Source organism: Pseudomonas sp. FH4 (genome assembly GCF_000510915.2).
Classification (GTDB): Bacteria; Pseudomonadota; Gammaproteobacteria; order Pseudomonadales; family Pseudomonadaceae; genus Aquipseudomonas; species Aquipseudomonas brenneri.
On record NZ_AOHN01000005.1, the window covers coordinates 142,976 to 163,290 of the forward strand.

At 60.5% G+C, this 20,315-nt stretch carries 20 protein-coding genes; 10 read left to right on the forward strand and 10 right to left on the reverse strand.

Features of this window, described 5'->3' with window-relative positions; all coding sequences use genetic code 11:
* Positions 1–248: 248 nt before the first annotated feature.
* Together H097_RS03665 and lpxH are read left to right on the forward strand one after the other, a co-directional pair.
* A complete protein-coding gene (locus tag H097_RS03665; RefSeq protein WP_032857410.1) occupies positions 249–752 on the forward strand; it encodes a peptidylprolyl isomerase in 504 nt (167 codons plus the stop codon).
* Positions 749–1,498 (forward strand): UDP-2,3-diacylglucosamine diphosphatase, encoded by a 750-nt coding sequence (gene lpxH / locus H097_RS03670; RefSeq protein ID WP_032857411.1) that lies wholly within the window; start codon positions 749–751, stop codon positions 1,496–1,498. The genes H097_RS03665 and lpxH overlap by 4 nt, the downstream gene beginning before the upstream one ends.
* 67 nt (positions 1,499–1,565) lie before the next feature.
* On the opposite strand, the gene mnmH is transcribed toward lpxH, so the two are convergent.
* The 4 genes from mnmH to H097_RS03690 all read right to left on the reverse strand — a co-directional run bounded on the left by mnmH (position 1,566) and on the right by H097_RS03690 (position 4,824).
* The gene (mnmH, locus tag H097_RS03675) at positions 1,566–2,666 is read right to left on the reverse strand and encodes a tRNA 2-selenouridine(34) synthase MnmH (protein ID WP_032857413.1); all 1,101 of its coding nucleotides are present in this window, start codon (positions 2,664–2,666) and stop codon (positions 1,566–1,568) included.
* Positions 2,666–3,700 carry a selenide, water dikinase SelD gene (selD, locus tag H097_RS03680; RefSeq protein WP_032857414.1) on the reverse strand — a complete coding sequence of 345 codons (1,035 nt, stop codon included), beginning with the start codon at positions 3,698–3,700 and terminating at the stop codon, positions 2,666–2,668. The genes mnmH and selD overlap by 1 nt, the downstream gene beginning before the upstream one ends.
* Before the next feature lie 94 nt (positions 3,701–3,794).
* Positions 3,795–4,544, reverse strand: a complete 750-nt coding sequence (locus tag H097_RS03685) for a TerC family protein (protein WP_032857415.1) — start codon at positions 4,542–4,544, stop codon at positions 3,795–3,797.
* Between the two features lie 28 nt (positions 4,545–4,572).
* Positions 4,573–4,824, reverse strand: coding sequence for a hypothetical protein (locus H097_RS03690; protein WP_032857417.1), 252 nt, complete (start codon positions 4,822–4,824; stop codon positions 4,573–4,575).
* A gap of 134 nt (positions 4,825–4,958) precedes the next feature.
* Between H097_RS03690 and nhaR the strand changes: the two genes are divergently transcribed.
* The gene (gene nhaR, locus H097_RS03695) at positions 4,959–5,864 is read left to right on the forward strand and encodes a transcriptional activator NhaR (protein WP_032857418.1); all 906 of its coding nucleotides are present in this window, start codon (positions 4,959–4,961) and stop codon (positions 5,862–5,864) included.
* Here the strand turns inward: nhaR and H097_RS03700 are convergent.
* Positions 5,861–7,015, reverse strand: coding sequence for an MFS transporter (locus tag H097_RS03700; protein WP_032857421.1), 1,155 nt, complete (start codon positions 7,013–7,015; stop codon positions 5,861–5,863). The genes nhaR and H097_RS03700 overlap by 4 nt on opposite strands.
* Before the next feature lie 211 nt (positions 7,016–7,226).
* Between H097_RS03700 and sstT the strand changes: the two genes are divergently transcribed.
* On the forward strand, positions 7,227–8,450 hold the full coding sequence (sstT, locus tag H097_RS03705; RefSeq protein WP_032857422.1) for a serine/threonine transporter SstT: 1,224 nt from the start codon (positions 7,227–7,229) through the stop codon (positions 8,448–8,450).
* Positions 8,451–8,600: 150 nt separating this feature from the next.
* On the opposite strand, the gene H097_RS03710 is transcribed toward sstT, so the two are convergent.
* A complete protein-coding gene (locus H097_RS03710; RefSeq protein ID WP_032857425.1) occupies positions 8,601–9,110 on the reverse strand; it encodes a DUF1993 domain-containing protein in 510 nt (169 codons plus the stop codon).
* Between the two features lie 114 nt (positions 9,111–9,224).
* On the opposite strand from H097_RS03710, the gene H097_RS03715 reads away from it, so the two are divergent.
* Positions 9,225–9,872 carry a DUF480 domain-containing protein gene (locus tag H097_RS03715; RefSeq protein WP_032857427.1) on the forward strand — a complete coding sequence of 216 codons (648 nt, stop codon included), beginning with the start codon at positions 9,225–9,227 and terminating at the stop codon, positions 9,870–9,872.
* 118 nt (positions 9,873–9,990) lie between these two features.
* Here the strand turns inward: H097_RS03715 and H097_RS03720 are convergent, their stop codons facing one another.
* Positions 9,991–10,809, reverse strand: coding sequence for a shikimate 5-dehydrogenase (locus tag H097_RS03720; RefSeq protein WP_032857428.1), 819 nt, complete (start codon positions 10,807–10,809; stop codon positions 9,991–9,993).
* Positions 10,810–10,975: 166 nt separating this feature from the next.
* Between H097_RS03720 and H097_RS03725 the strand changes: the two genes are divergently transcribed.
* The 3 genes from H097_RS03725 (at position 10,976) to H097_RS28385 (ending at position 12,024) form a co-directional block, all read left to right on the forward strand.
* Positions 10,976–11,323, forward strand: a complete 348-nt coding sequence (locus H097_RS03725) for a hypothetical protein (RefSeq protein ID WP_032857429.1) — start codon at positions 10,976–10,978, stop codon at positions 11,321–11,323.
* A gap of 229 nt (positions 11,324–11,552) precedes the next feature.
* A complete protein-coding gene (locus tag H097_RS03730; RefSeq protein WP_032857430.1) occupies positions 11,553–11,747 on the forward strand; it encodes a hypothetical protein in 195 nt (64 codons plus the stop codon).
* A 109-nt stretch (positions 11,748–11,856) separates the two neighbouring features.
* The gene (locus H097_RS28385; protein ID WP_032857432.1) at positions 11,857–12,024 is read left to right on the forward strand and encodes a hypothetical protein; all 168 of its coding nucleotides are present in this window, start codon (positions 11,857–11,859) and stop codon (positions 12,022–12,024) included.
* Here the strand turns inward: H097_RS28385 and H097_RS03740 are convergent.
* Complete coding sequence (locus H097_RS03740; protein WP_032857433.1) at positions 12,021–13,082, reverse strand: AI-2E family transporter; 1,062 nt, start codon at positions 13,080–13,082, stop codon at positions 12,021–12,023. The two genes, H097_RS28385 and H097_RS03740, sit on opposite strands and share 4 nt — an antisense overlap.
* 162 nt (positions 13,083–13,244) lie before the next feature.
* Between H097_RS03740 and yegQ the strand changes: the two genes are divergently transcribed.
* The gene (gene yegQ, locus H097_RS03745) at positions 13,245–14,564 is read left to right on the forward strand and encodes a tRNA 5-hydroxyuridine modification protein YegQ (RefSeq protein ID WP_032857434.1); all 1,320 of its coding nucleotides are present in this window, start codon (positions 13,245–13,247) and stop codon (positions 14,562–14,564) included.
* 93 nt (positions 14,565–14,657) lie between these two features.
* Here yegQ and H097_RS03750 read toward each other — a convergent pair whose 3' ends face one another.
* Complete coding sequence (locus H097_RS03750; RefSeq protein WP_032857436.1) at positions 14,658–16,337, reverse strand: methyl-accepting chemotaxis protein; 1,680 nt, start codon at positions 16,335–16,337, stop codon at positions 14,658–14,660.
* 164 nt (positions 16,338–16,501) lie between these two features.
* Positions 16,502–17,821, reverse strand: a complete 1,320-nt coding sequence (locus tag H097_RS03755) for a Na+/H+ antiporter NhaC family protein (protein ID WP_162237631.1) — start codon at positions 17,819–17,821, stop codon at positions 16,502–16,504.
* A gap of 344 nt (positions 17,822–18,165) precedes the next feature.
* On the opposite strand from H097_RS03755, the gene H097_RS03760 reads away from it, so the two are divergent.
* The gene (locus H097_RS03760) at positions 18,166–20,313 is read left to right on the forward strand and encodes a methyl-accepting chemotaxis protein (RefSeq protein WP_032857442.1); all 2,148 of its coding nucleotides are present in this window, start codon (positions 18,166–18,168) and stop codon (positions 20,311–20,313) included.
* Positions 20,314–20,315: the final 2 nt, after the last annotated feature.

A 20,315-nucleotide genomic window follows, 5' to 3' on the forward strand; every position in this document is an offset into this window, starting at 1 on the left:
AAGATCCTTGAACAGACAGGTTCGTGGCCGGTTGGGGCCAGATAAAACAAAGGGCTTATCATAGCCGAAGCTGTCAAGCCGCTGACAGAGCAGGCTCAAAAACTGCTGCATTTATTGCATGGGCGGTAAAAAACCACCTCGAAATTCCTGCAGGGCACGCTAAACTGCGCGCCTTGGCAGTGTATTGCTGAACGGATGCAGGCGTTGAATACGCCCAACCCCACGAATTCCTTGAAAGAGTAGTGAACATGACTCAAGTCAAACTGAGCACCAACCACGGTGACATCGTCATCGAGCTGAACGCCGAGAAAGCGCCGACCACCGTCGCCAACTTCATCGAGTACGTCAAAGCCGGCCACTACGAAAACACTGTTTTCCACCGTGTCATCGGCAACTTCATGATCCAGGGCGGTGGTTTCGAACCCGGCATGAAAGAAAAGAAAGACAAGCGTGCCAGCATCCAGAACGAAGCGGACAACGGTCTTTCCAACGACAAGTACACCGTCGCCATGGCCCGTACCATGGAGCCGCATTCGGCCTCCGCGCAGTTCTTCATCAACGTGGCTGATAACAGCTTCCTCAACCACAGCGCCAAGACCGTGCAGGGTTGGGGCTACGCGGTATTCGGTAAAGTCACCGAAGGCACCGACGTCGTGGACAAGATCAAGGGTGTTTCCACCACCATGAAATCCGGCCACCAGGACGTACCAGCAGACGACGTGATCATCGAGAAAGCCGAGATCATTGCGTGATATTGCTGATTTCAGACTTACATCTGGAAGAGGAGCGCCCGGATATTACCCGGGCGTTTCTGGGTTTACTCAACGGCCGCGCCCGTAGTGCGCAAGCGTTGTACATCCTGGGAGATTTTTTCGAAGCCTGGATTGGCGACGATGCGATGACCCCGTTCCAGCGCTCCATTTGCGAGGCTCTGCGTGAGCTGAGCGACAGCGGCACCCAGCTATTTTTGATGCATGGCAACCGGGATTTCCTGATCGGCAAGGCATTCTGCAAAGCAGCAGGCGTGACCTTGCTCAAGGACCCCACTGTCGTGCAGTTGCATGGCGAGCCCGTGCTGTTGATGCACGGCGACAGCCTGTGTACCCGCGACCTCGGCTATATGAAGCTGCGGCGCATCCTGCGTAACCCTATCGTGCTGTTTATCCTGCGCCACCTGCCCTTGCGCACCCGCCATAAACTGGCGCGCAAACTGCGCAGTGAAAGCCGTGCGCAAACGCGGATGAAAGCCAACGATATTGTCGATGTGACGCCCGAGGAAGTACCACGGGTGATGCAGCAGTTCGGCGTGCGCACCCTGGTCCACGGCCACACCCACCGCCCGGCCATTCACAAATTGCAGATTGGCGAGCAGGCGGCCAAGCGCATTGTGCTGGGAGACTGGGACAAGCAAGGTTGGGCGTTGCAAGTGGATGAGCAAGGTTTCCAGTTGGCGGCGTTTGACTTCGTCAATCCGCAGTTGGCGTTGCCTGGCGCCTGAGTTACCAACAACACGAATCAAATGGGGGAATGGGCTTGCTCGCGATGAGAGCCCAAAAACCACCCAATCACCCGCGCCGGGCACCGCGCTCGCGCAAATACTCCAGCACCGCAGCCTGCTCCCCGGCAAACTCGATCCGCGCGCCTTTCTTCTCACGCTGGAAGGCGTACATCGGGTCGTAGTACTCGCGCAGCCCGACAATCCAGCCCCGGTGCAAGTCCACACCTCCCGTGCGGGCTTGCTCGGCCAGGGCGTCCTGCATCAGTCCATGCAAATGCTGGTAGCGCTCCCCACCCAGGCGTTTGTGGATATTGGCCAGGCTCTGGGTCAAACGTTCGGCGAACAGGCTCAAACCTGCTTCGCCAAACTCGGCGTTGAACTGTGCGCACAGATCAATGACATAGTCGCGCAAGACCCGCTCGACGCGGTTTTCCAGGCTTTCTTCCAGCCACACCATCGGGTACGCCTGCATGCCCCGATGCAGGTTCAGCGGCAAGGCGCAGCTACCGATCATGCGACTTTCGTCCTCAAGCACAAACTGCTCGATACCCCGCGCGCGCTTTTTCAACACGTCCACCGCCAGGCGGTTCTCGAAATCGATATTGGACGGCTGGCCCGTGGCCCGTTTACCAAAACTGGAGCCCCGGTGATTGGCGTAGCCTTCCAGATCCAGACCATTGTGCAACTGATGGAGCACCTCAGTCTTGCCGCTGCCGGTCAGACCACCCAGCAGGACGAAATCGCACTGCTCGACAGCCTGCTCCACCGTCTCCAGCAAGAACGTACGCATGGCCTTGTAGCCACCGCCAACCCGGGGATAGTCGATACCCGACTCGTCCTTGAGCACCTTCTGCACCAAGTGCGAACGCAAGCCGCCACGGAAGCAATACAGGTAACCATCAGGGTTGGCCTGGGCAAACGCGGTCCAACGCGCCAGCCGCTCTTGCAAGGTCGCGCCACTGACCAACTGATGCCCCAGCACAATCGCCGCCTGCTGCCCCTGCTGCTTGTAGCAAGTACCCACCCGCTGCCGCTCGTCGTCGGTCATCAACGGCAGGTTGACCACGCCGGGGAACGCGCCCTTGACGAACTCAACCGGGGCGCGGGTATCCATCATCGGGCGGTCGTTGAGAAAAATATCGCGGTAATCGGTGATGTCGATGGGCATCAAGACACCTCTACCGCGTTGCTCTGTCGCTCAACCAACTGACCGATAGGCGCAAGGTTAAGCCCCAGCTCGGCGGCCACCGCCAGGAACTCGGCCTCGCCCTGCGGCGTCACGGCCACCAACAGGCCACCGCTGGTTTGCGGGTCGCACAGCACGCGCTTGTGCAACTCCTGGATGCGTCCCAACTGGCTGGCATAGCTGTCGAAATTGCGCAAAGTGCCGCCGGGCACACAGCCCTGCTCCAGGTAGTACTCGACCCCCGGCAGGCGTGGGACTTTTTCGTATTCGATCAGGGCAGTCAAACCGCTGCCGTCGGCCATTTCCACCAGATGGCCGAGCAGGCCGAAACCGGTGACGTCGGTCATCGCGGTCACGCCAGCCAGCTTGCCAAAGCGGCTGCCAGGCTTGTTGAGGGTACACATCCAGTCCCGCGCCAGGCCGATATCGGCTTCACGCAGTTTGCCCTTCTTCTCGGCCGTGGTGAGGATGCCGATGCCCAGGGGTTTGGTCAGGTACAAGCGGCAGCCGGCGGTGGCCGTGTCGTTGCGCTTCATATGGCGCTTGTCCACCAGACCGGTGACGGCTAGGCCGAAGATTGGCTCCGGGGCGTCGATGGAATGGCCGCCGGCCAGGGGAATACCCGCCGCGTCGCACACTGAGCGGCCACCGCGAATCACTTCCCGGGCGATTTCCGGGGCCAGTACATTGACCGGCCAGCCGAGAATGGCAATGGCCATCAACGGGTCGCCACCCATCGCGTAGATATCACTGATGGCGTTGGTGGCGGCAATGCGCCCAAAGTCGAAGGGATCGTCGACGATAGGCATGAAAAAGTCAGTGGTGGAGACCACGCCGCGCTCTTCATCGATGGCGTACACCGCCGCATCGTCCCGCGAGGCATTGCCTACCCAGAGCTTGGGGTCGAGGTTCTGCGCGCCGCTGCCGGCGAGGATCACTTCCAGCACCTGTGGCGAAATCTTGCAGCCGCAACCGGCACCGTGGCTGTACTGGGTCAGGCGAATCGGCTCGTTCATGGTGGACCTCAAGCTATCAAGTGCGGGGAGTCTACCAGACAGCAAAAAGCCGGCTGGGCTCTTGAGAGCGCAGCCGGCCTTTGGGGTTCAGCGGTTACTGACGGGCAGCGAGCAAACGCTTGTGCCGATTGCGCCGTGCAATGTTCAGGCACTCGATCGCAGCCGAGAACGCCATGGCCGCGTACACGTAGCCTTTAGGCACATGGGCACCGAAGCCTTCGGCGATCAGCGTCATGCCGATCATGATCAAAAAGCCCAGGGCCAGCATGACCACGGTCGGGTTGTCGTTGATGAACTTGGCCAGGGGTTCGGCCGCCACCAGCATCACGATCACCGAGGTCACCACCGCAATGATCATGATCGGCAAGTGCTCGGTCATGCCCACGGCGGTAATGATGCTGTCGATGGAGAACACCAGGTCGAGCAACAGGATCTGCCCGATCGCGGCGGCGAAGCCGATGGCCACGACATTGCCAGTGCTGGTTTTCTCTTCGGGTTCCGGGTCCATGCTGTGATGGATCTCGGTGGTGGCCTTCCACACCAGGAACAGGCCGCCGGCGATCAGGATCATGTCCTTCCACGAGAACGCCTGGCCGAACACTTCGAACACCGGTGCAGTCAACTGCACGATGAACGCGATGGTGCTCAACAGACCCAGGCGCAAGACCAACGCCATGCTGATACCGATGCGCCGCGCCTTGGCCCGGTGCTTCTCCGGCAATTTGTTGGTGAGGATCGAGATGAAGATCAGGTTATCGATGCCCAGCACGATTTCCATGACGATCAGGGTTGCCAGCGCCACCCAGGCGGTGGGGCTGGCGGCCAGTTGTAAAAGGTAATCCATAGGTCAGTCCTGACGTTGTGCTGGGAGATTAGGTTTCTTTGGTGTTCGATTCAGACTCTTTAGTTTCCTGATCGTCCTTTTTTTCTGGACTGATCAAGCCTTGTGTCGCTTCACTCAATGCCTGCTCGGCAGCCTTCTGGGTGTCGTCGATCGCTTGCTTGGCCGATTCACTGGCTTTGTCCAGGACCTGCTGCGTGCTTTTTTCGACCTGATCGCAGCCGCTGATCATCACCAATGAAAGCGCAAGCAACGATGCCGCGCCGAAAGAATTGAGTTTCATGATGTATTCCTCGTTAGAACCATTGGGTCCAAGTAGTGGCCCCGCGATAGCGAGGCATTCTATGCAGGTGAACACTTCAGTAAAATTCGTATTTTTCTCGCGTATACTTCGGTTTTTACGAAGTGATGGCCGCCATGCTCAATTACCGACAACTGCATTACTTCTGGGTGGTGGCCAAGACTGGCAGCATCGTGCGCGCCTGTGAGCAGTTGAACCTCACCCCGCAGACCATCAGCGGGCAAATCAGCCTGCTCGAACAGACATTCGGCATCGCCCTGTTTCAACGGGTCGGGCGCCAACTGGAACTCACCGAAGCCGGGCGCCGGGCCCTGCCCTATGCCGAGCAGATGTTCCAGACCGGCAATGAGCTGGAAGCAATGCTGCGCGCCCAGCCCAATGAACAGCAGATCGTGTTTCGCGTCGGCGTGGCGGATGTGGTGCCCAAGTCCATCGTCTATCGACTGATCGCGCCGACCATGGAATTGAGCGAGCCGCTGCGCATTACCTGCCGCGAAGACAAACTGGAACGCCTGTTGGCCGACCTGGCGATCCAGCGCCTGGACCTGGTGATTTCCGACAGCCCGATGCCGACACACCTGGACATCAAGGGCTACAGCCAGAAACTGGGGGAATGTGGCATCAGTTTTTTCGCTACCCAGGCATTGGCTGATAAGCATAGTGGTGATTTCCCACAGTGCCTGCACGGCGCACCGCTGCTGATTCCCGGCGCGGAAACCGTGGTGCGCAGCCGTTTGCAGCGCTGGTTCGCCGAACAGCAGATCCAGCCCAGGATCATCGGCGAATTCGACGATAGCGCCTTGATGCAGGCCTTTGGTCAATCCGGCAGCGGGATTTTCATCGCCCCCAGCGTGATTGCCGATGAAGTGCTGCGCCAGTACGGCGTGGCACTGATTGGTCAGACGGACGCCGTCACCGAGTCGTTCTACGCGATCTCGGTGGAGCGCAAGGTCAAGCACCCCGGCATCGTGGCGATTACCGAAGGTGCGCGGCGCGAGTTGTTCACCTCACTGCCGGTCTAGGCGCAGGCAACCCGAGTCTTGGCGGTCATCAACCACAGGGCCAGCAGGATCGACAGCAGGATAAAGCCGGATGCCGCGAACCCCAGGCTGCCCAGCCCCAGAGTGTCGATCACCCGCCCGCCGACCATCGCCCCCAGGCCAATGCCCAGGTTGGCCCCGGCAATGTTCAGCGACGCCGCGAATGCCGGGGCATGGGGCGCGGCCTTCATCAACCGCACATGGCTGACCAGGAACAGCGCCGCCTGGGTCACGCCCCAAATGCCCATGGCCGCTGCCAGGCCGAGGGTGGAGTGAATCGCCGGCACCAGTGCCACCATGCCGGCGATCATAAAGCCGCAGAACACCATGGACGCGATCAGCGGATGCTTGTCGACCATGCGCCCACCCAACGAGTTGCCGATCAGGCCCACGGCGCCAAAGCCCATCAGGCACCATCCGACCAGCGTGCCGTCGAAGCCGGCCAGACGCTCAAGAATGTCCGCCAGGTAGGTATAAGCGGTGAACATGCCGCTAAATACCAGGATCGACAGTAAAACGTGGCCCTGCATCAAGGGGTTGCGCAGGATCTTGAACTGCGAGCGCAGGGTTACGTCGTCTTTCTTCACCTTCGTCGCCGGCAGATACACCCACAGCAGCAACGCCTTGAGCACCGCCACCACCGCCAGAATGCCAAAAGCAGTGCGCCAGCCGAACATATCGGAGATCAGGGTACCGACCGGAATCCCGAATACGGTGGCGCAGACGATGCCAAAGCCGATCTTGGCAATCGCCCGGCCAGCGTAGTCCGGGCCGACGATATCCACCGCCGTTTCACTGGCCAGGGCCCAGAACACCGGCAACCCCAGCGCCGGAATCAGCCGTGCCACGGCCATCACCCAGATATTCGGCGCCAGGGCCGCCAGGGTATTGGCCGCGCCGAACATCAACAGAATGCTGATAAACAGGCGCTTGCGCTCGAAACGCGCGAAATACGCGGTAAGAAACGGCCCAAACGCGGCCACGGTGAAGGCAAACAGGGTTACCAGCAAACCGGCCTGGGACACGCTCACATCCAGGTCGCGAGCGATGGACGGCAACAGGCCGACGATCACAAATTCGGTGGTCAACACCGTAAAACCGGCCGCCGACAGCAGCAGGATGGGCAACAACATGAACAACTCCAGAAACGGCGACGCCAGCGTTAGCCCAAGGGCCCGCTGACAGAGAGATAAGAAGAGGATGGCGAATCTTAACAGAATGTGACCAAACCACGCACGGCGCTGGCGACTGAATGCCGCAGCAAACCGGATATTTCCTACAGCATGTTAGACTTCGCGCCCTGCATAGCGCTGCACACATTAAAAAAACTAGAGACAACTCTTTATGACTGCTGCCCCTTCGCTGCTTCAACGCCTCATGCGCGTCAGCCTGGTGACCCAAATTATCATCGGCCTGGTTGCTGGCATCCTACTGGCCCTGCTGTCGCCCAGCGCGGCCCTGTCCACCGCGTTTATCGGCAAGGTATTTGTCTCGGCGCTCAAGGCCGTCGCGCCGATCCTGGTGTTTGTGCTGGTGATGGCCTCGATTGCCAACCACAAGCATGGCCAGGAAACCCATATCCGCCCGATCCTGTTCCTGTACTTGCTGGGTACCTTTTCGGCAGCGGTCGTGGCGGTGATTGCCAGCACCCTGTTCCCGTCGAGCCTGGTCCTGGCCACCCATGACGTGGCCGTCAGCGCGCCGGGCGGTATCGGTGAAGTGCTGCAGAGCCTGCTGCTCAGCGTGGTGGACAACCCGGTCAGCGCCCTGATGAACGCCAACTTCATCGGCATCCTGGCCTGGGCCATCGGCATGGGCATTGCAATTCGCCATGCCGGGCAAACCACGCGCACGGTGCTGGACGACCTGTCCAACGGTGTCACGCTGATCGTGCGCGTAGTGATTCGCTTTGCGCCGCTGGGCATTTTCGGCCTGGTGGCCTCGACCCTCGCCGCTTCTGGCTTCGACGCGTTGCTCGGCTATGCGCACCTGTTGCTGGTACTGATCGGCTGCATGCTGTTCGTGGCCCTGGTGGTCAACCCGGCCATCGTGTTCTGGAAACTGCGTCGCAACCCCTACCCGCTGGTGCTGCTGTGCCTGCGCGAGAGCGGTATCACTGCATTCTTCACCCGCAGTTCGGCGGCCAATATCCCGGTCAACCTGGCGTTGAGTGAACGCCTGGGCCTGCATGAAGACACCTATTCGGTATCAATCCCGTTGGGCGCAACCATCAACATGGCCGGCGCCGCCATCACCATCACCGTGCTGACCCTGGCGGCCGTGCATACCTTGGGCATTGCCGTTGACCTGCCGACTGCCGTGCTGCTCAGCGTGGTGGCTGCGGTGTGTGCCTGTGGCGCATCCGGCGTGGCCGGTGGCTCGTTGCTGTTGATTCCACTGGCGTGCAGCCTGTTCGGCATCCCAAGTGAAATCGCCATGCAAGTGGTAGCCGTGGGCTTCATCATCGGGGTGTTGCAGGATTCGGCGGAGACTGCGCTGAACTCGTCCACTGACGTGTTGTTCACCGCAGCGGCGTGCCTGGGCCAGGAAGACAAGAACCCAGCCTGACACAACAGTGGGCGCTGACTTCTGTAGGAGCTGGCTTGCCTGCGATAGCATCACCTCGGTGCAACTGATAGACCGAGGTGCCTGCATCGCAGGCAAGCCAGCTCCTACAGAAGTCAGCGCCCACATTTGTTTTGGGGTGTTACTCAGTACTTAGAACGCGCCCATGTAGTCGCGCTTGCCCACTTCCACACCGTTATGACGCAGCAAAGCGTAAGCGGTGGTGACGTGGAAGAAGAACTGCGGCAGGCCGTAGGTCAGCAGGTAGGACTGGCCGCTGAAGCGTTTTTCTTTCGGGGTGCCTGGGCGGGTGACGATCTCGATACCTTCCTTGCCGTCGATCTGCGCCGGGGTGATGGTGTCGATAAAGGCCAGGACCTTGGCGATCAGCGCTTGCAGGTCAGCGAAAGTGACTTCGCTGTCTTCGTATTTCGGTACTTCGATCTCGGCCAGGCGCGCGGAAACGCCCTTGGCAAAGTCCACGGCGATCTGCACCTGGCGTACCAGCGGGAACATATCCGGGAACAGGCGCGCCTGCAGCAAGGCATTGGGGTCGATGTTCTTGGCAGTGGCGTGGGCCTCGGCCTTGTTCAGCACGTCGCTCAGGGCGTTGAGCATTTGCTTGAAGACTGGGAGGGAAGCGGCGTACAGGGAAATAGTCATGACAGTCTCGACAATAGTGGCGGGGTTGGACAGCGGCGATTATAGCCATGCGCGTCGCTTGTCTTTTATTTTTTCGGGATTAGGCTAGTGGGCTCACAGCATAGGGAAAGCGCGATGACCACCGAGCACGACACCACTTCCTCCGAACCGCGCCTCAACAGCACGGAAATCCGCGTCCTGGGCAGCCTGATCGAAAAACAGGCGACCAACCCGGAAACCTACCCGCTGACCCTCAATGCCCTGGTGCTGGCCTGCAACCAGAAAACCAGCCGGGAGCCTGTGACCAACCTCAGCCAGGGCCAGGTCGGCCAAAGCCTGCGCGCCCTGGAGGGACGGGGTTTTACCAAGCTTGTGATGGGCAGCCGCGCCGATCGCTGGGAACACCGCGTGGACAAGGCCCTGGAATTGGTGCCGGCGCAGGTGATCCTCACTGGCCTGATGTTTCTGCGCGGCCCACAGACGGTCAATGAACTGCTGACCCGCAGCGGGCGCATGCATGACTTTGAAGATGCCGAACAGGTGGTACACCAACTCGAACGCCTGATCGCCCGTGACCTGGCGGTGTTGGTGCCCAAGCAGGCCGGGCAGCGCGAAGATCGCTACACCCATTCCCTGGGCGACCCGGCGGATATCGAGGCGATCCTCGCCGCTCGTGGTAACCCGGCGGAGCGCAGCAGCGCAGGCGCAGTTTCCGTGGAGCGCATCGAAGAGCTGGAGGCGCGGATTGCGGCGCTGGAAGAGCGCCTGTCGCGTCTCGAATAACACCTTGTCCCTTGTAGGAGCGAGCTTGCTCGCTCCTACAGAAAGCAGAATCCGCTTAACTGACTGGCATTAGGGCAAGCCAGCTCCCACATGGATCAACTGTGTTTTTTCAGAGCGATTACTGTCGGGCGAACGCCACCGCTTTCTGAAACTGCTCATCCGTCGGTCGGATGCCGGTGTACAGCACGAACTGCTCCAGCGCCTGGATCGCAATCACTTCCAGGCCAGTAATCACCCGCTTGCCCTGGGCCCGGCCACGCACAATCAGCGGTGTGTCGGCGGGAATCGCCACCACATCGAACACCGTGTCCGCCAAGTCAATCGCAGCAGCCTCAAACGCCAGATCCTCGGCCTGGGCGCCGCCGGTCATGCCGATTGGCGTCACATTGACCAGCATCTGCGGGCGCGTCTCGCCCAATGTCGCCTGCCACGTATACCCCAGGTTGTGCGCCAGGGCCCGGCCGGCGGCTTCGTTACGGGCAACGATCAGGCCATTGGCGTAGCCACCATCGCGCAAGGCACTGGCCACAGCCTTGGCCATGCCGCCACTGCCGTGCAGGGCGAAGGTCGAATCCTTGGGCACGGCATGCTTTTTCAGCAACTGCTCAATGGCAATGTAATCGGTGTTGTAGGCCTTGAGATGGCCGGCGGTGTTGACGATGGTGTTGATCGAAGCGATAGCACGGGCCGAGTCATCCAGTTCATCGACCAGCTCGATGCAGGCCTCCTTGAACGGCATCGACACGCCGCAGCCGCGAATACCCAGGGCGCGGATACCGGCCACGGCGCCGTTTAAATCCTGGCTGCTGAAAGCCTTGTAATAGAAATTGAGCCCCAACTGCTCATACAAATGGTTATGAAAACGTAGGCCGAAATTACCTGGGCGGGCCGACAGTGACATGCACAGTTGGGTATCTTTGTTGGGGTTCATCAACATCCAATGACTCCTTCATTAAGTAAGCAAACCGGTACAGACCTTACACAACCTTTACCTAGTGGCGGTGCTGTTTTCCTGAAATACGTTGTCTTAAAAGTATCCCCGCGACAATCCTTGAGTCTATTGATTGCAGACCACAAGCGCAGGGGCCAACCGAGGAAAGACCATGATGCGTAAAATCCCCAGGATCGCCTTGCTGATCGGTGCGCTCGCTGTAGCCGGCCAAGCTTCCGCCCATGGCGGCGGTTGGGGTGGCCCGGCCGTATTGGGTGCGGTTGTCGGCGCAGCCGTAGTGGGCTCAGTGATCGCCAGCCATGATCGGCCGGTATATGTGCAGCAGCAACCGGTGTATTACCAGCCCCAGCCGGTGTACGCCGCCCCGCCGCCGGTCTATTACCAGCCAGCGCCGGTGTATGTGCAGCAGCCGGTGTATTACCGCCCGGCGCCCGTGTATTACGGGCCACCACGTGGCTACTACGGCCCACCCCACGGCTATTACAGGCGCGGTTGGTAAGCACCGCAAAAAGCCCCGCATGCCAGGCGGGGCTTTTTTATGGGTTGCCGGTCTGAATAAATCTTGCCAAGGTCGCTATGAGGACAACGCTGGCTGTTAAATCCGACATTATCAAGGCCAACGTGCGCTTGCCCAATCGGGGCCTGCGCTGTCATGTTTGTGTCACACGGCACTCTCACTATCGAAACTGTCCATCCCTAACAGGCTATAACAACAAGGACGATCCAGCATGCCCACACAAAATCCGCACCGTACCGCCGGTCTCTGCACGTCGAGCAAAGTCTATAGCGCCTTGACCGAACTCAAGCACCTGGAAGGCCATCGCAGTGCCAAGTTTCTCTCGTTGCTGGCCGAAAACCTGGTCCACAAGGGCCTGCTCAACGAGCAGGAAGTGCTGAACATGCTGGATCAGGTCGTGGACTGAGCGCCTGCGGGCGCAGTCTCGATAACAATGATGTTGACTATCGAGCAGGGTGATTTTCCCTCAAGCGCTGGCCGCCGTAAGGTTACCTCCATCAGCAATGGAGGTAGATATGCCCACTATCCAGATCATGTCCGTCGTCGGCAGTGCCGTCCCCGTCCCTCTTCGGGAGTTGGGTTTGCTGGCCTGCTGGTACTTGGTACGCGACGGTGAAGCCATCAGTGGCCCGCTGACTTCACTGTCGGCTGCGCAAGCGCAAAGCCGCAAGCTTGAAGCTTAAGGCAAACGCACTTGTCGTTTGGTTTCGACAAACAGCGCCCAGCTGGACATGAACAACGCGGCAATCAATGGCCCGATGACAAAACCATTGAGGCCGAAGATCGACAGGCCACCCAGGGTCGAGATCAGGATCAGGTAATCCGGCATCTTGGTGTCCTTGCCCACCAGGATCGGGCGCAGCACGTTGTCCACCAGGCCGATCACAAACACCCCAAACAAGGCCAGCACCACCCCTTGCCAGATTGAACCACTGAGCAGGAAGTACGCGGCTACCGGCCCCCAGACAATTCCCGCGCCCACCGCCGGCAGCAGCGACAGAAACGCCATCAGCACCGCCCAGAGCAATGCACTGGGAATTTCCAGAAACCAGAAAATCAAACCGCCCAACGCGCCCTGGGTCACCGCCACCAGCACGTTGCCCTTGACGGTCGCCCGCACCACGCGGTTGAACTTGAGCTGCAAGCGACGCTTCTGCGGCTCGGCCAGCGGCACCGCCGTACGCACTTTGCGCACCAGTTCGGGGCCGTCGCGTAGCAGGAAGAACAGCAAGTACAGCATGATGAAAAAGCTCACCAGGAAATCAAAGGTGCCCTGGCCAAAGCTGAACGCCTGGCTGGCGAAGAACTGGCTGCCCTGCATCGCGGCCTTGACGATCTTCTCGCGCAGCCCCTCCAGGTTACCCATGCCGAAGCGGTCCAGCAGATGCTGGAAGTAAGGTGGCAGGAAGTTCTTGAACTGTTCGATGTAACCGGCGATATCCAGCCTGCCGCTTTCGACGTTCCGGTACAGCGTCGCGCCCTCCTGCACCAGCAAGGCACTGGTGATGATCACCGGCAAAATCGCGATCACCAGGCACACCATCAAGGTACAGAGCGACGTCAGGTTGCGATTCCAGCCAAACTTGAGCTGCAGGCGCCGCTGCATGGGCGCAAAGATGATCCCGAGGATCACCGCCCAGAACACCGCGCCATAGAACGGCAGCAGGATCCAGAAAAACGCGACGGTCACCATGACCAGCAGCAACAGCAAGGTTTTGAATTGCAGATTCGTTTGGTTCATGTCCGATCCGTGCCAGAAAAACGCCAGGCGCCCAGCGCGCCCTGTTGCTTAGTCCACCGCGCATCGCACGAGTGCCATCTTTATTTCTACAGCGTAGACCCAGATCAATAACCGCCAGGTCCGGCTCGGCTACCCTGCCGCCCTTTTGCGACCTGAATCCCCATGCCCTCTGTTCTTGCCCCCGAATTGCTCGCCCCTGCCGGCACCCTGAAAAACATGCGCTACGCCTTTGCCTACGGTGCCGATGCGGTCTACGCCGGCCAACCGCGCTACAGCTTGCGGGTGCGCAATAACGAGTTCGACCACGCCAACCTGGCCCTGGGCATCGCCGAGGCGCAATCGCGGGGCAAGCGCTTTTATGTGGTGGTCAATATCGCGCCGCACAATGCCAAGCTAAAAACCTTCCTCAAGGACCTGGAACCGGTGATCGCCATGGGCCCGGACGCGCTGATCATGTCCGACCCAGGCTTGATCATGCTCGTGCGCCGGCACTTCCCGCAGATGCCGATCCATCTATCGGTGCAAGCCAACACGGTGAACTGGGCCAGTGTCGAGTTCTGGCAACAGCAAGGCCTCTGCCGGATCATCCTGTCGCGGGAACTGTCCCTGGAAGAAATCGCCGAGATCCGCCAACAGGTACCAGCCATGGAGCTGGAAGTGTTTGTGCATGGCGCGCTGTGCATGGCCTACTCCGGGCGCTGCCTGTTGTCCGGCTATATGAACAAGCGCGACGCCAACCAGGGCACCTGCACCAACGCTTGCCGCTGGAAATACCAGGCCACACCGGCCGAGGAAAACACCGTGGGCGATATCGTCCAGCAGTATCAGCCCGAGCCGACCCTGGGCCTCGGCGCGCCCACCGACCAGGTGTTCCTGCTTCAGGAAGCCAATCGCCCGGACGAACAGATGCCGGCCTTCGAGGACGAGCACGGCACCTACATCATGAACGCCAAGGACTTGCGGGCAGTGCAGCATGTCGAACGCCTGACACAGATGGGCGTGCATTCACTGAAGATCGAAGGCCGCACCAAATCCCACTTCTATGTGGCGCGCACCACCCAGGTGTACCGCCAGGCCATCGATGACGCGGTGGCCGGTCGTGCGTTCGACCGTGGCTTGATGACCAATCTTGAATCCCTGGCCCAGCGCGGCTACACCGAAGGCTTCCTGCGCCGCCATGTGCATGACGAATACCAGAACTACCAGAACGGCAGCTCAGTCTCCGAACGCCAGCAGTTTGTCGGCGAATTGACCGGCGAGCGGCGCGGGGAGTTGGCCGAGGTCAAGGTGAAGAACCGCTTTGCCGTGGGCAATCATCTGGAATTGATGACCCCGGCGGGGAACTTCCATTTTGACCTGGGGCTGATGCACAACGCCAAGGGTGAAGCCATCGAGGTGGCGCCGGGGGATGGGCATACGGTGTATGTGCCGGTGCCGCTGGAAATGGATATCGGGTTTGGGTTGTTGATGCGGGATGTGTAGCGACTGTTAGCAAGCCCACATTCTGAACTGCGAATACATTCAAAATGTGGGCTTGCTCACGAAGAGGCCAGAACAAGCACCGCAATTCCCAAGTCAGATCCTGAACTGCCCCACCAACTGCCCCAACCGCTGCCCCAGGTCCGCCAAGCTGCGGGAGGTCTGTGCGCCCTGCTGGGTCTCATCCGCCACGCTGTCCACCGCTACGGCAATCTGATGCACGCTGCGGTTGATCTCTTCGGCCACGGCGGTTTGTTCTTCGGCGGCACTGGCAATCTGCGCGTTCATCGTGTTGATGGTGCCGATCAGTTGCGCCATGGTATCGAGGGACGCCCCGGCTTCGTTGGCCTGGGCCGAGGTGCCCTCACCGGCATCGCTGGAACGGCGCATGGACTCCACGGCGGCCTCGGTACCCTTTTGCAGGCGGTCGATCATGCCCTGGATTTCCTGGGTACTTTGCTGGGTGCGGCTGGCCAGCGCACGCACCTCATCGGCCACCACCGCAAACCCACGCCCGGCTTCACCGGCACGCGCCGCTTCAATGGCCGCGTTGAGGGCCAGCAGGTTGGTCTGCTCGGCAATCGAACGGATCACCCCGAGCACGCTGACAATCGATGACACGTCCTGTTGCAGGCTATCGAGGGATACGCCACTGCTGCGGATGTCACTCACCAACGCATGAATCTGCGCAATGCTGCCATCCACCACGCGCTTGGCGCTCTGGCCTTCTACGTCAGTCTGTTGCGCCGCCACCGCGGCGCCCTGGGCGCTGCGGGCCACTTCATGGGCCGCAGAGGACATTTCATTGATCGCCGTCGCCACCTGATCGGTCTCCTGGCGCTGACGCTCCATGGCCTGTTCCGAACGCTGGGCTTGCTCGGACACCTGGCTGACCAGGCCGGTCAGTTGCGACGTCATGTCGGTGATCTGGCGCACCAGACCATGGATCTTGTCGACAAACCGGTTGAACGAACCTGCCAGCTCGCCCAGCTCATCCTGGCTGGTGATCGCCAGGCGCCGGGTCAAATCACCTTCGCCGGCAGCGATGTCATCGAGGTTGGCCTTCATCAGGTGCAACGGCCGCAGGATGGTATTGGCCAGCACCATGCCCACCGCAGCGATCAGCAACAGCAGGACCACGGCGATCCCGATGATGCTCAACAGCACCCCTTCCATACGTTCGTTGACCTTGGCCTCGACCTCGCTGACCAGGGCATCGATACCGTCCAGGTTGACCGACGTACCAATCACCATGTCCCACTTGGGCAGGTATTCGGTGTAGCCGAGCTTGGGCACCAGTTCGGTTTGCCCCGGTTGCGTGGAACTGTATTGCAGGTAATGGGTGCCGTCCTTGCCGACCTTCACCAGGTCGCGGTTGACGTAGACGCCGTTGGGGTCGCGATTATCCTTGAAGCTTTTGCCTACACCGTCCGGGCTATTGCCCTTGAACAGGCGGATGGTTTCCGAGTCGTAGCCGAAGAAGTAGCCGTCCTTGCCGTAGGTCGTGTTGGATAACAGCTTGACCACTTGCGCCCGCGCCTGCGTATCACCAGGGGTGGCGGCGTCGTACAGCGGTTTGATAGTGGTCATCGCCACTTCTACATAACTTTGCAGGGTGGCCTTGGCGTTGTTGAGCAGGCGCTGGCGGGTTTCGGCCACCTCGGTGCGCGCCTGCTCCTTGAGGATCCACACCGTGGTCAGGCTGATGACCACGGCAAACAACAACACCGGCAGGACGGCGAGGGACAGGACTTTGGCCTTCAGACTCAGACGCATGGATCTTCTCTCTTCTCGGGCAATGTTAAGAGGTTAACGGCCCTGTGAGAGAAAACTGTAGGAGCGAGCTTGCTCGCGAAAATCGTCGACAATCACACGGGCATCCCGGATGGACGCGGTGCCCTTGAGTCCTTCGCGAGCAAGCTCGCTCCTACAAGGAGACGTCAGAGAGTCATAGCGGCAAACCAGCCGAACACCAGCAACGGCAGGTTGTAGTGCAGGAACGTCGGGACCACGGTGTCCCAGATGTGGTGATGCTGGCCGTCGATATTCAAACCCGAGGTCGGCCCCAGGGTCGAGTCCGAAGCTGGCGAACCGGCGTCACCGAGGGCCCCGGCGGTACCGACGATGCACACAATGGCCAGCGGGCTGAAGCCCAGTTGCACACACAACGGCACAAAAATCGCTGCGAGGATCGGCACCGTGGAGAACGACGAGCCAATGCCCATGGTCACCAGCAAGCCCACCAGCAACATCAACAGCGCACCCACGCCACGGCTGTGGCCGATGAAGGCGGCGGAGGATTCCACCAGGGTCTGCACCTGGCCGGTGGCCTTGAGCACTTCGGCAAACCCCGAGGCGGCGATCATGATGAAGCCGATCATCGCCATCATCTTCATGCCTTCGGTGAACAGATCATCAGTGTCGCGCCAGCGCACGATGCCCGATACCGAGAAGATCAGGAAACCGGCCAGGGCACCGACGATCATCGAGTCCAGCCACAACTGGATGATAAACGCCGAGGCAATGGCCACCCCGGCCACCAACAGAGTCAGCGGGTTGTATTGCACCGCTACTTGTTCGACCCGTTCGATCTTCTCCAGGTCGTAGACGCGCTTTTTGCGGTAGCTGATAAACACCGCGACCAACAGGCCGAACACCATGCCCAACGCCGGGATGCCCATGGCGTGGGTGACGTTGACCTGGCTGATATCCACGCCGCTCTTGGCGACATTGGCCAGCAGGATCTGGTTGAGGAAAATATTGCCAAACCCTACCGGCAGGAACATGTACGGGGTGATCAGGCCAAAGGTCATGACGCAGGCGATCAGGCGCCGGTCAATCTGCAACTTGGTCAGCACATACAGCAGCGGCGGCACCAGCAGTGGGATAAAGGCGATATGGATCGGCAGGATGTTCTGCGAGGCAATCGCCACCGCCCCCAGCAGGCAGATCAGCAGCCATTTGACGTGATTGCCGCCGCTCGCCTCCTGGCGCCCCACCAGCAGCAGGGCCTTGTCCGCCAGGGCATGGGCCAGGCCGGACTTGGCAATCGCCACGGCGAAAGCGCCGAGCAATGCGTAGGACAGCGCCACCGTGGCACCGCCGCCCAGACCGCTGTTGAATGCGCTGAGCGTCGCGTCGATCCCAAGACCGCCGGTCAAGCCGCCGACCAGGGCGCCGACGATGATCGCGATGACCACATGCACGCGGGACAGGCTGAGCACCAGCATGGTACCGACCGCGGCGATTACTGCGTTAATCATGGTTACCTCAAGACAGAAACGTAATGCAGGAGCGAGCTTGCTCGCGAATAACCCAAGAACGCCGCGATCAACCGGCAAACCAGCATGATCGTTCACGATCTTCGCGAGCAAGCTCGCGCCTACCAAAAACACACGCCAGGGCCTCGCCCGCCGGGGTAACGGCAGTGTGGACGCCAGCAGAAAAGGAGTTTTATTAGAGGGCGCGCACTTTGCAGCAGCAGGCGCGCCATGTCAAAGCGCGACGTCGCAGACAGAATTCAATTGAGCGTATGAATAAAGAAAAAAACCGTGCGGCCGATACAACGGATCATCTCTGTCGTAACGAAAGGTTAAGGATCTCCATGTCGCTCAGGCAGCTGTCCATTCAATGGAAAATCACCCTCCTCGCCGGCCTTTGTCTGCTGGGCATCGTGACCCTGCTGGTGGGCCTTTCGCTGTACCGGATGGACCAGAGCTCGCAACGCGTCCAGGCCTCCAGCACCGAGATGCTCAACGTCGCGGCCCAATCGCGCATCGAAGCCCAAGGTGAAGTCCAGGCCCTGGGCATTCGCCAGCAGTTTATGGATGCCTACCAGTACGGCCATGGCTTTTCGCGCCAGGTGCTGTTTTTGCGCGAACAGGCCGAGAAACGCTTCCTCGATGCCTTCGACCTGCGTGAAGACCTGACCCGCCAGGTCAAGGCCGCCCTGCAAGCCAACCCGGACCTGCTGGGCCTGTCCCTGGTCTTCGAAGCCAATGCCCTGGATGGCAAGGATGAGCTGTTCGCCGGTCAACAGGAGCTGGGCAGCAACGAAAAAGGCCGCTTCGCCCTGTACTGGTCACAGCCGACACCCGGCACACTGACTTCGATGGCGCTGCCGGAAAGCGACATGTCCGACACCAGCATCGGCCCCAGCGGCGAAAAGGCCAACACGTGGTTCACCTGCCCGCGTACCACGCTCAAACCGTGTGTGATCGAGCCGTACTTCTATGTGATCGACGGGCAAAACGTATTGCTGACCAGCATCGTGTTCCCGCTCACGGTCAATGGCAAAGTCATCGCCTCGCTGTCGGTGGACATCAACCTCAACAGCTTGCAGGCCGTCAGCCAGAACGCCAGCCGCAAGCTCTATGACGGCCAGACCCGTGTCAGCATCATCAGCCCGGTGGGTTTGCTCGCTGGCTACAGCCCGGATGCAAGCAAGCTCAGCCAGCGCCTGGACAGCGTCGACACCACCAGCGGTGCGCAATTGATCAGCGCCATGGCCAACAGCACCCAGACCTTTAGCCTGCGCACCGATCATCAGCTCAAGGTGCTGGCACCGTTTCAGCCGATTCCCGACGGCAAGTCGTGGGGTGTGTTGCTGGATGTCCCGGAAAAAGTCCTGATCGGCCCCGCCGAAGCGCTCAAGGCCGAACTGGATGCCGACAACACCAAAGGCACCCTGCTGGAACTGGGCCTGGGTTTGCTGGCCGCAATTGTCGGCCTGTTGCTGGTGTGGCTGATGGCCCGCAGCGTCACCCGGCCAATCCTCGGTGTGGCCCATATGCTGGAAGATATCGCCAGCGGCGAAGGCGACCTGACCCGACGCCTGGCCTACGACAAGCGCGACGAACTCGGTGAACTGGCGAGTTGGTTCAACCGCTTCCTCGACAAACTGCAACCGATCATTGCCGAGGTTAAACGTTCGGTGCAGGACGCGCGCAGCACCGCCGACCAATCAGCGGCCATTGCCAGCCAGACCAGCGCCGGCATGGACCAGCAATACCGCCAGGTCGACCAGGTAGCCACCGCCTCCCACGAAATGAGCGCCACCGCCCAGGATGTGGCCCGCAGCGCCGCACAGGCCGCACAGGCCGCCCGCGATGCCGACCAGGCCACCCGCGAAGGCCTGACCGTGATCGACCGCACCACCGCCAGCATCGGCGCCCTGGCGGCAGATATGAGCACGGCCATGACCCAGGTCGAAGGCCTGGCAGCCAATAGCGAACAGATCGGTTCCGTCCTGGAAGTGATCCGCGCGATTGCCGAGCAGACCAACTTGCTGGCGCTCAACGCCGCCATTGAGGCGGCCCGCGCCGGTGAGGCTGGCCGTGGCTTTGCGGTGGTGGCGGATGAGGTGCGCAACCTCGCCCGACGCACCCAGGAGTCGGTGGAGGAAACCCGCCAGGTGATCGAGCAGTTGCAGAGCGGCACCCGGGAAGTGGTGGGTTCCATGAACAACAGCCATCGCCAGGCCCAGGGCAGTGTCGAGCAGGTGGGCCAGGCCGTTACGGCATTGCGCCAGATCGGCGATGCGGTGACGGTGATCAGCGACATGAACCTGCAGATCGCCAGCGCCGCCGAGCAGCAAAGCGCGGTGGCCGAGGAGATCAACAGCAACGTGGCGACCATTCGCGACGTGACCGAGTCGCTGTCGGGCCAGGCCAATGAATCAGCGCGGGTCAGCCAGACGCTCAACAGCCTGGCCAATCAACAGCAAGGCTTGATGGACCAGTTCCGGGTTTGAGG

What these genes read in the sequence shown, in the direction of transcription:
- H097_RS03715 (WP_032857427.1), top strand. Translation starts at nt 9,225, where the DNA reads ATGACCACCGAGCACGACACCACTTCCTCCGAACCGCGCCTCAACAGC.
- H097_RS03700 (WP_032857421.1), bottom strand. Translation starts at nt 7,015, where the DNA reads ATGTTGTTGCCCATCCTGCTGCTGTCGGCGGCCGGTTTTACGGTGTTG.
- H097_RS03665 (WP_032857410.1), top strand. Translation starts at nt 249, where the DNA reads ATGACTCAAGTCAAACTGAGCACCAACCACGGTGACATCGTCATCGAG.
- H097_RS03725 (WP_032857429.1), top strand. Translation starts at nt 10,976, where the DNA reads ATGATGCGTAAAATCCCCAGGATCGCCTTGCTGATCGGTGCGCTCGCT.
- H097_RS03685 (WP_032857415.1), bottom strand. Translation starts at nt 4,544, where the DNA reads ATGGATTACCTTTTACAACTGGCCGCCAGCCCCACCGCCTGGGTGGCG.
- H097_RS28385 (WP_032857432.1), top strand. Translation starts at nt 11,857, where the DNA reads ATGCCCACTATCCAGATCATGTCCGTCGTCGGCAGTGCCGTCCCCGTC.
- H097_RS03740 (WP_032857433.1), bottom strand. Translation starts at nt 13,082, where the DNA reads ATGAACCAAACGAATCTGCAATTCAAAACCTTGCTGTTGCTGCTGGTC.
- H097_RS03710 (WP_032857425.1), bottom strand. Translation starts at nt 9,110, where the DNA reads ATGACTATTTCCCTGTACGCCGCTTCCCTCCCAGTCTTCAAGCAAATG.
- H097_RS03750 (WP_032857436.1), bottom strand. Translation starts at nt 16,337, where the DNA reads ATGCGTCTGAGTCTGAAGGCCAAAGTCCTGTCCCTCGCCGTCCTGCCG.
- sstT (WP_032857422.1), top strand. Translation starts at nt 7,227, where the DNA reads ATGACTGCTGCCCCTTCGCTGCTTCAACGCCTCATGCGCGTCAGCCTG.
- H097_RS03690 (WP_032857417.1), bottom strand. Translation starts at nt 4,824, where the DNA reads ATGAAACTCAATTCTTTCGGCGCGGCATCGTTGCTTGCGCTTTCATTG.
- mnmH (WP_032857413.1), bottom strand. Translation starts at nt 2,666, where the DNA reads ATGCCCATCGACATCACCGATTACCGCGATATTTTTCTCAACGACCGC.
- yegQ (WP_032857434.1), top strand. Translation starts at nt 13,245, where the DNA reads ATGCCCTCTGTTCTTGCCCCCGAATTGCTCGCCCCTGCCGGCACCCTG.
- selD (WP_032857414.1), bottom strand. Translation starts at nt 3,700, where the DNA reads ATGAACGAGCCGATTCGCCTGACCCAGTACAGCCACGGTGCCGGTTGC.
- nhaR (WP_032857418.1), top strand. Translation starts at nt 4,959, where the DNA reads ATGCTCAATTACCGACAACTGCATTACTTCTGGGTGGTGGCCAAGACT.
- H097_RS03720 (WP_032857428.1), bottom strand. Translation starts at nt 10,809, where the DNA reads ATGTTGATGAACCCCAACAAAGATACCCAACTGTGCATGTCACTGTCG.
- H097_RS03730 (WP_032857430.1), top strand. Translation starts at nt 11,553, where the DNA reads ATGCCCACACAAAATCCGCACCGTACCGCCGGTCTCTGCACGTCGAGC.
- H097_RS03760 (WP_032857442.1), top strand. Translation starts at nt 18,166, where the DNA reads ATGTCGCTCAGGCAGCTGTCCATTCAATGGAAAATCACCCTCCTCGCC.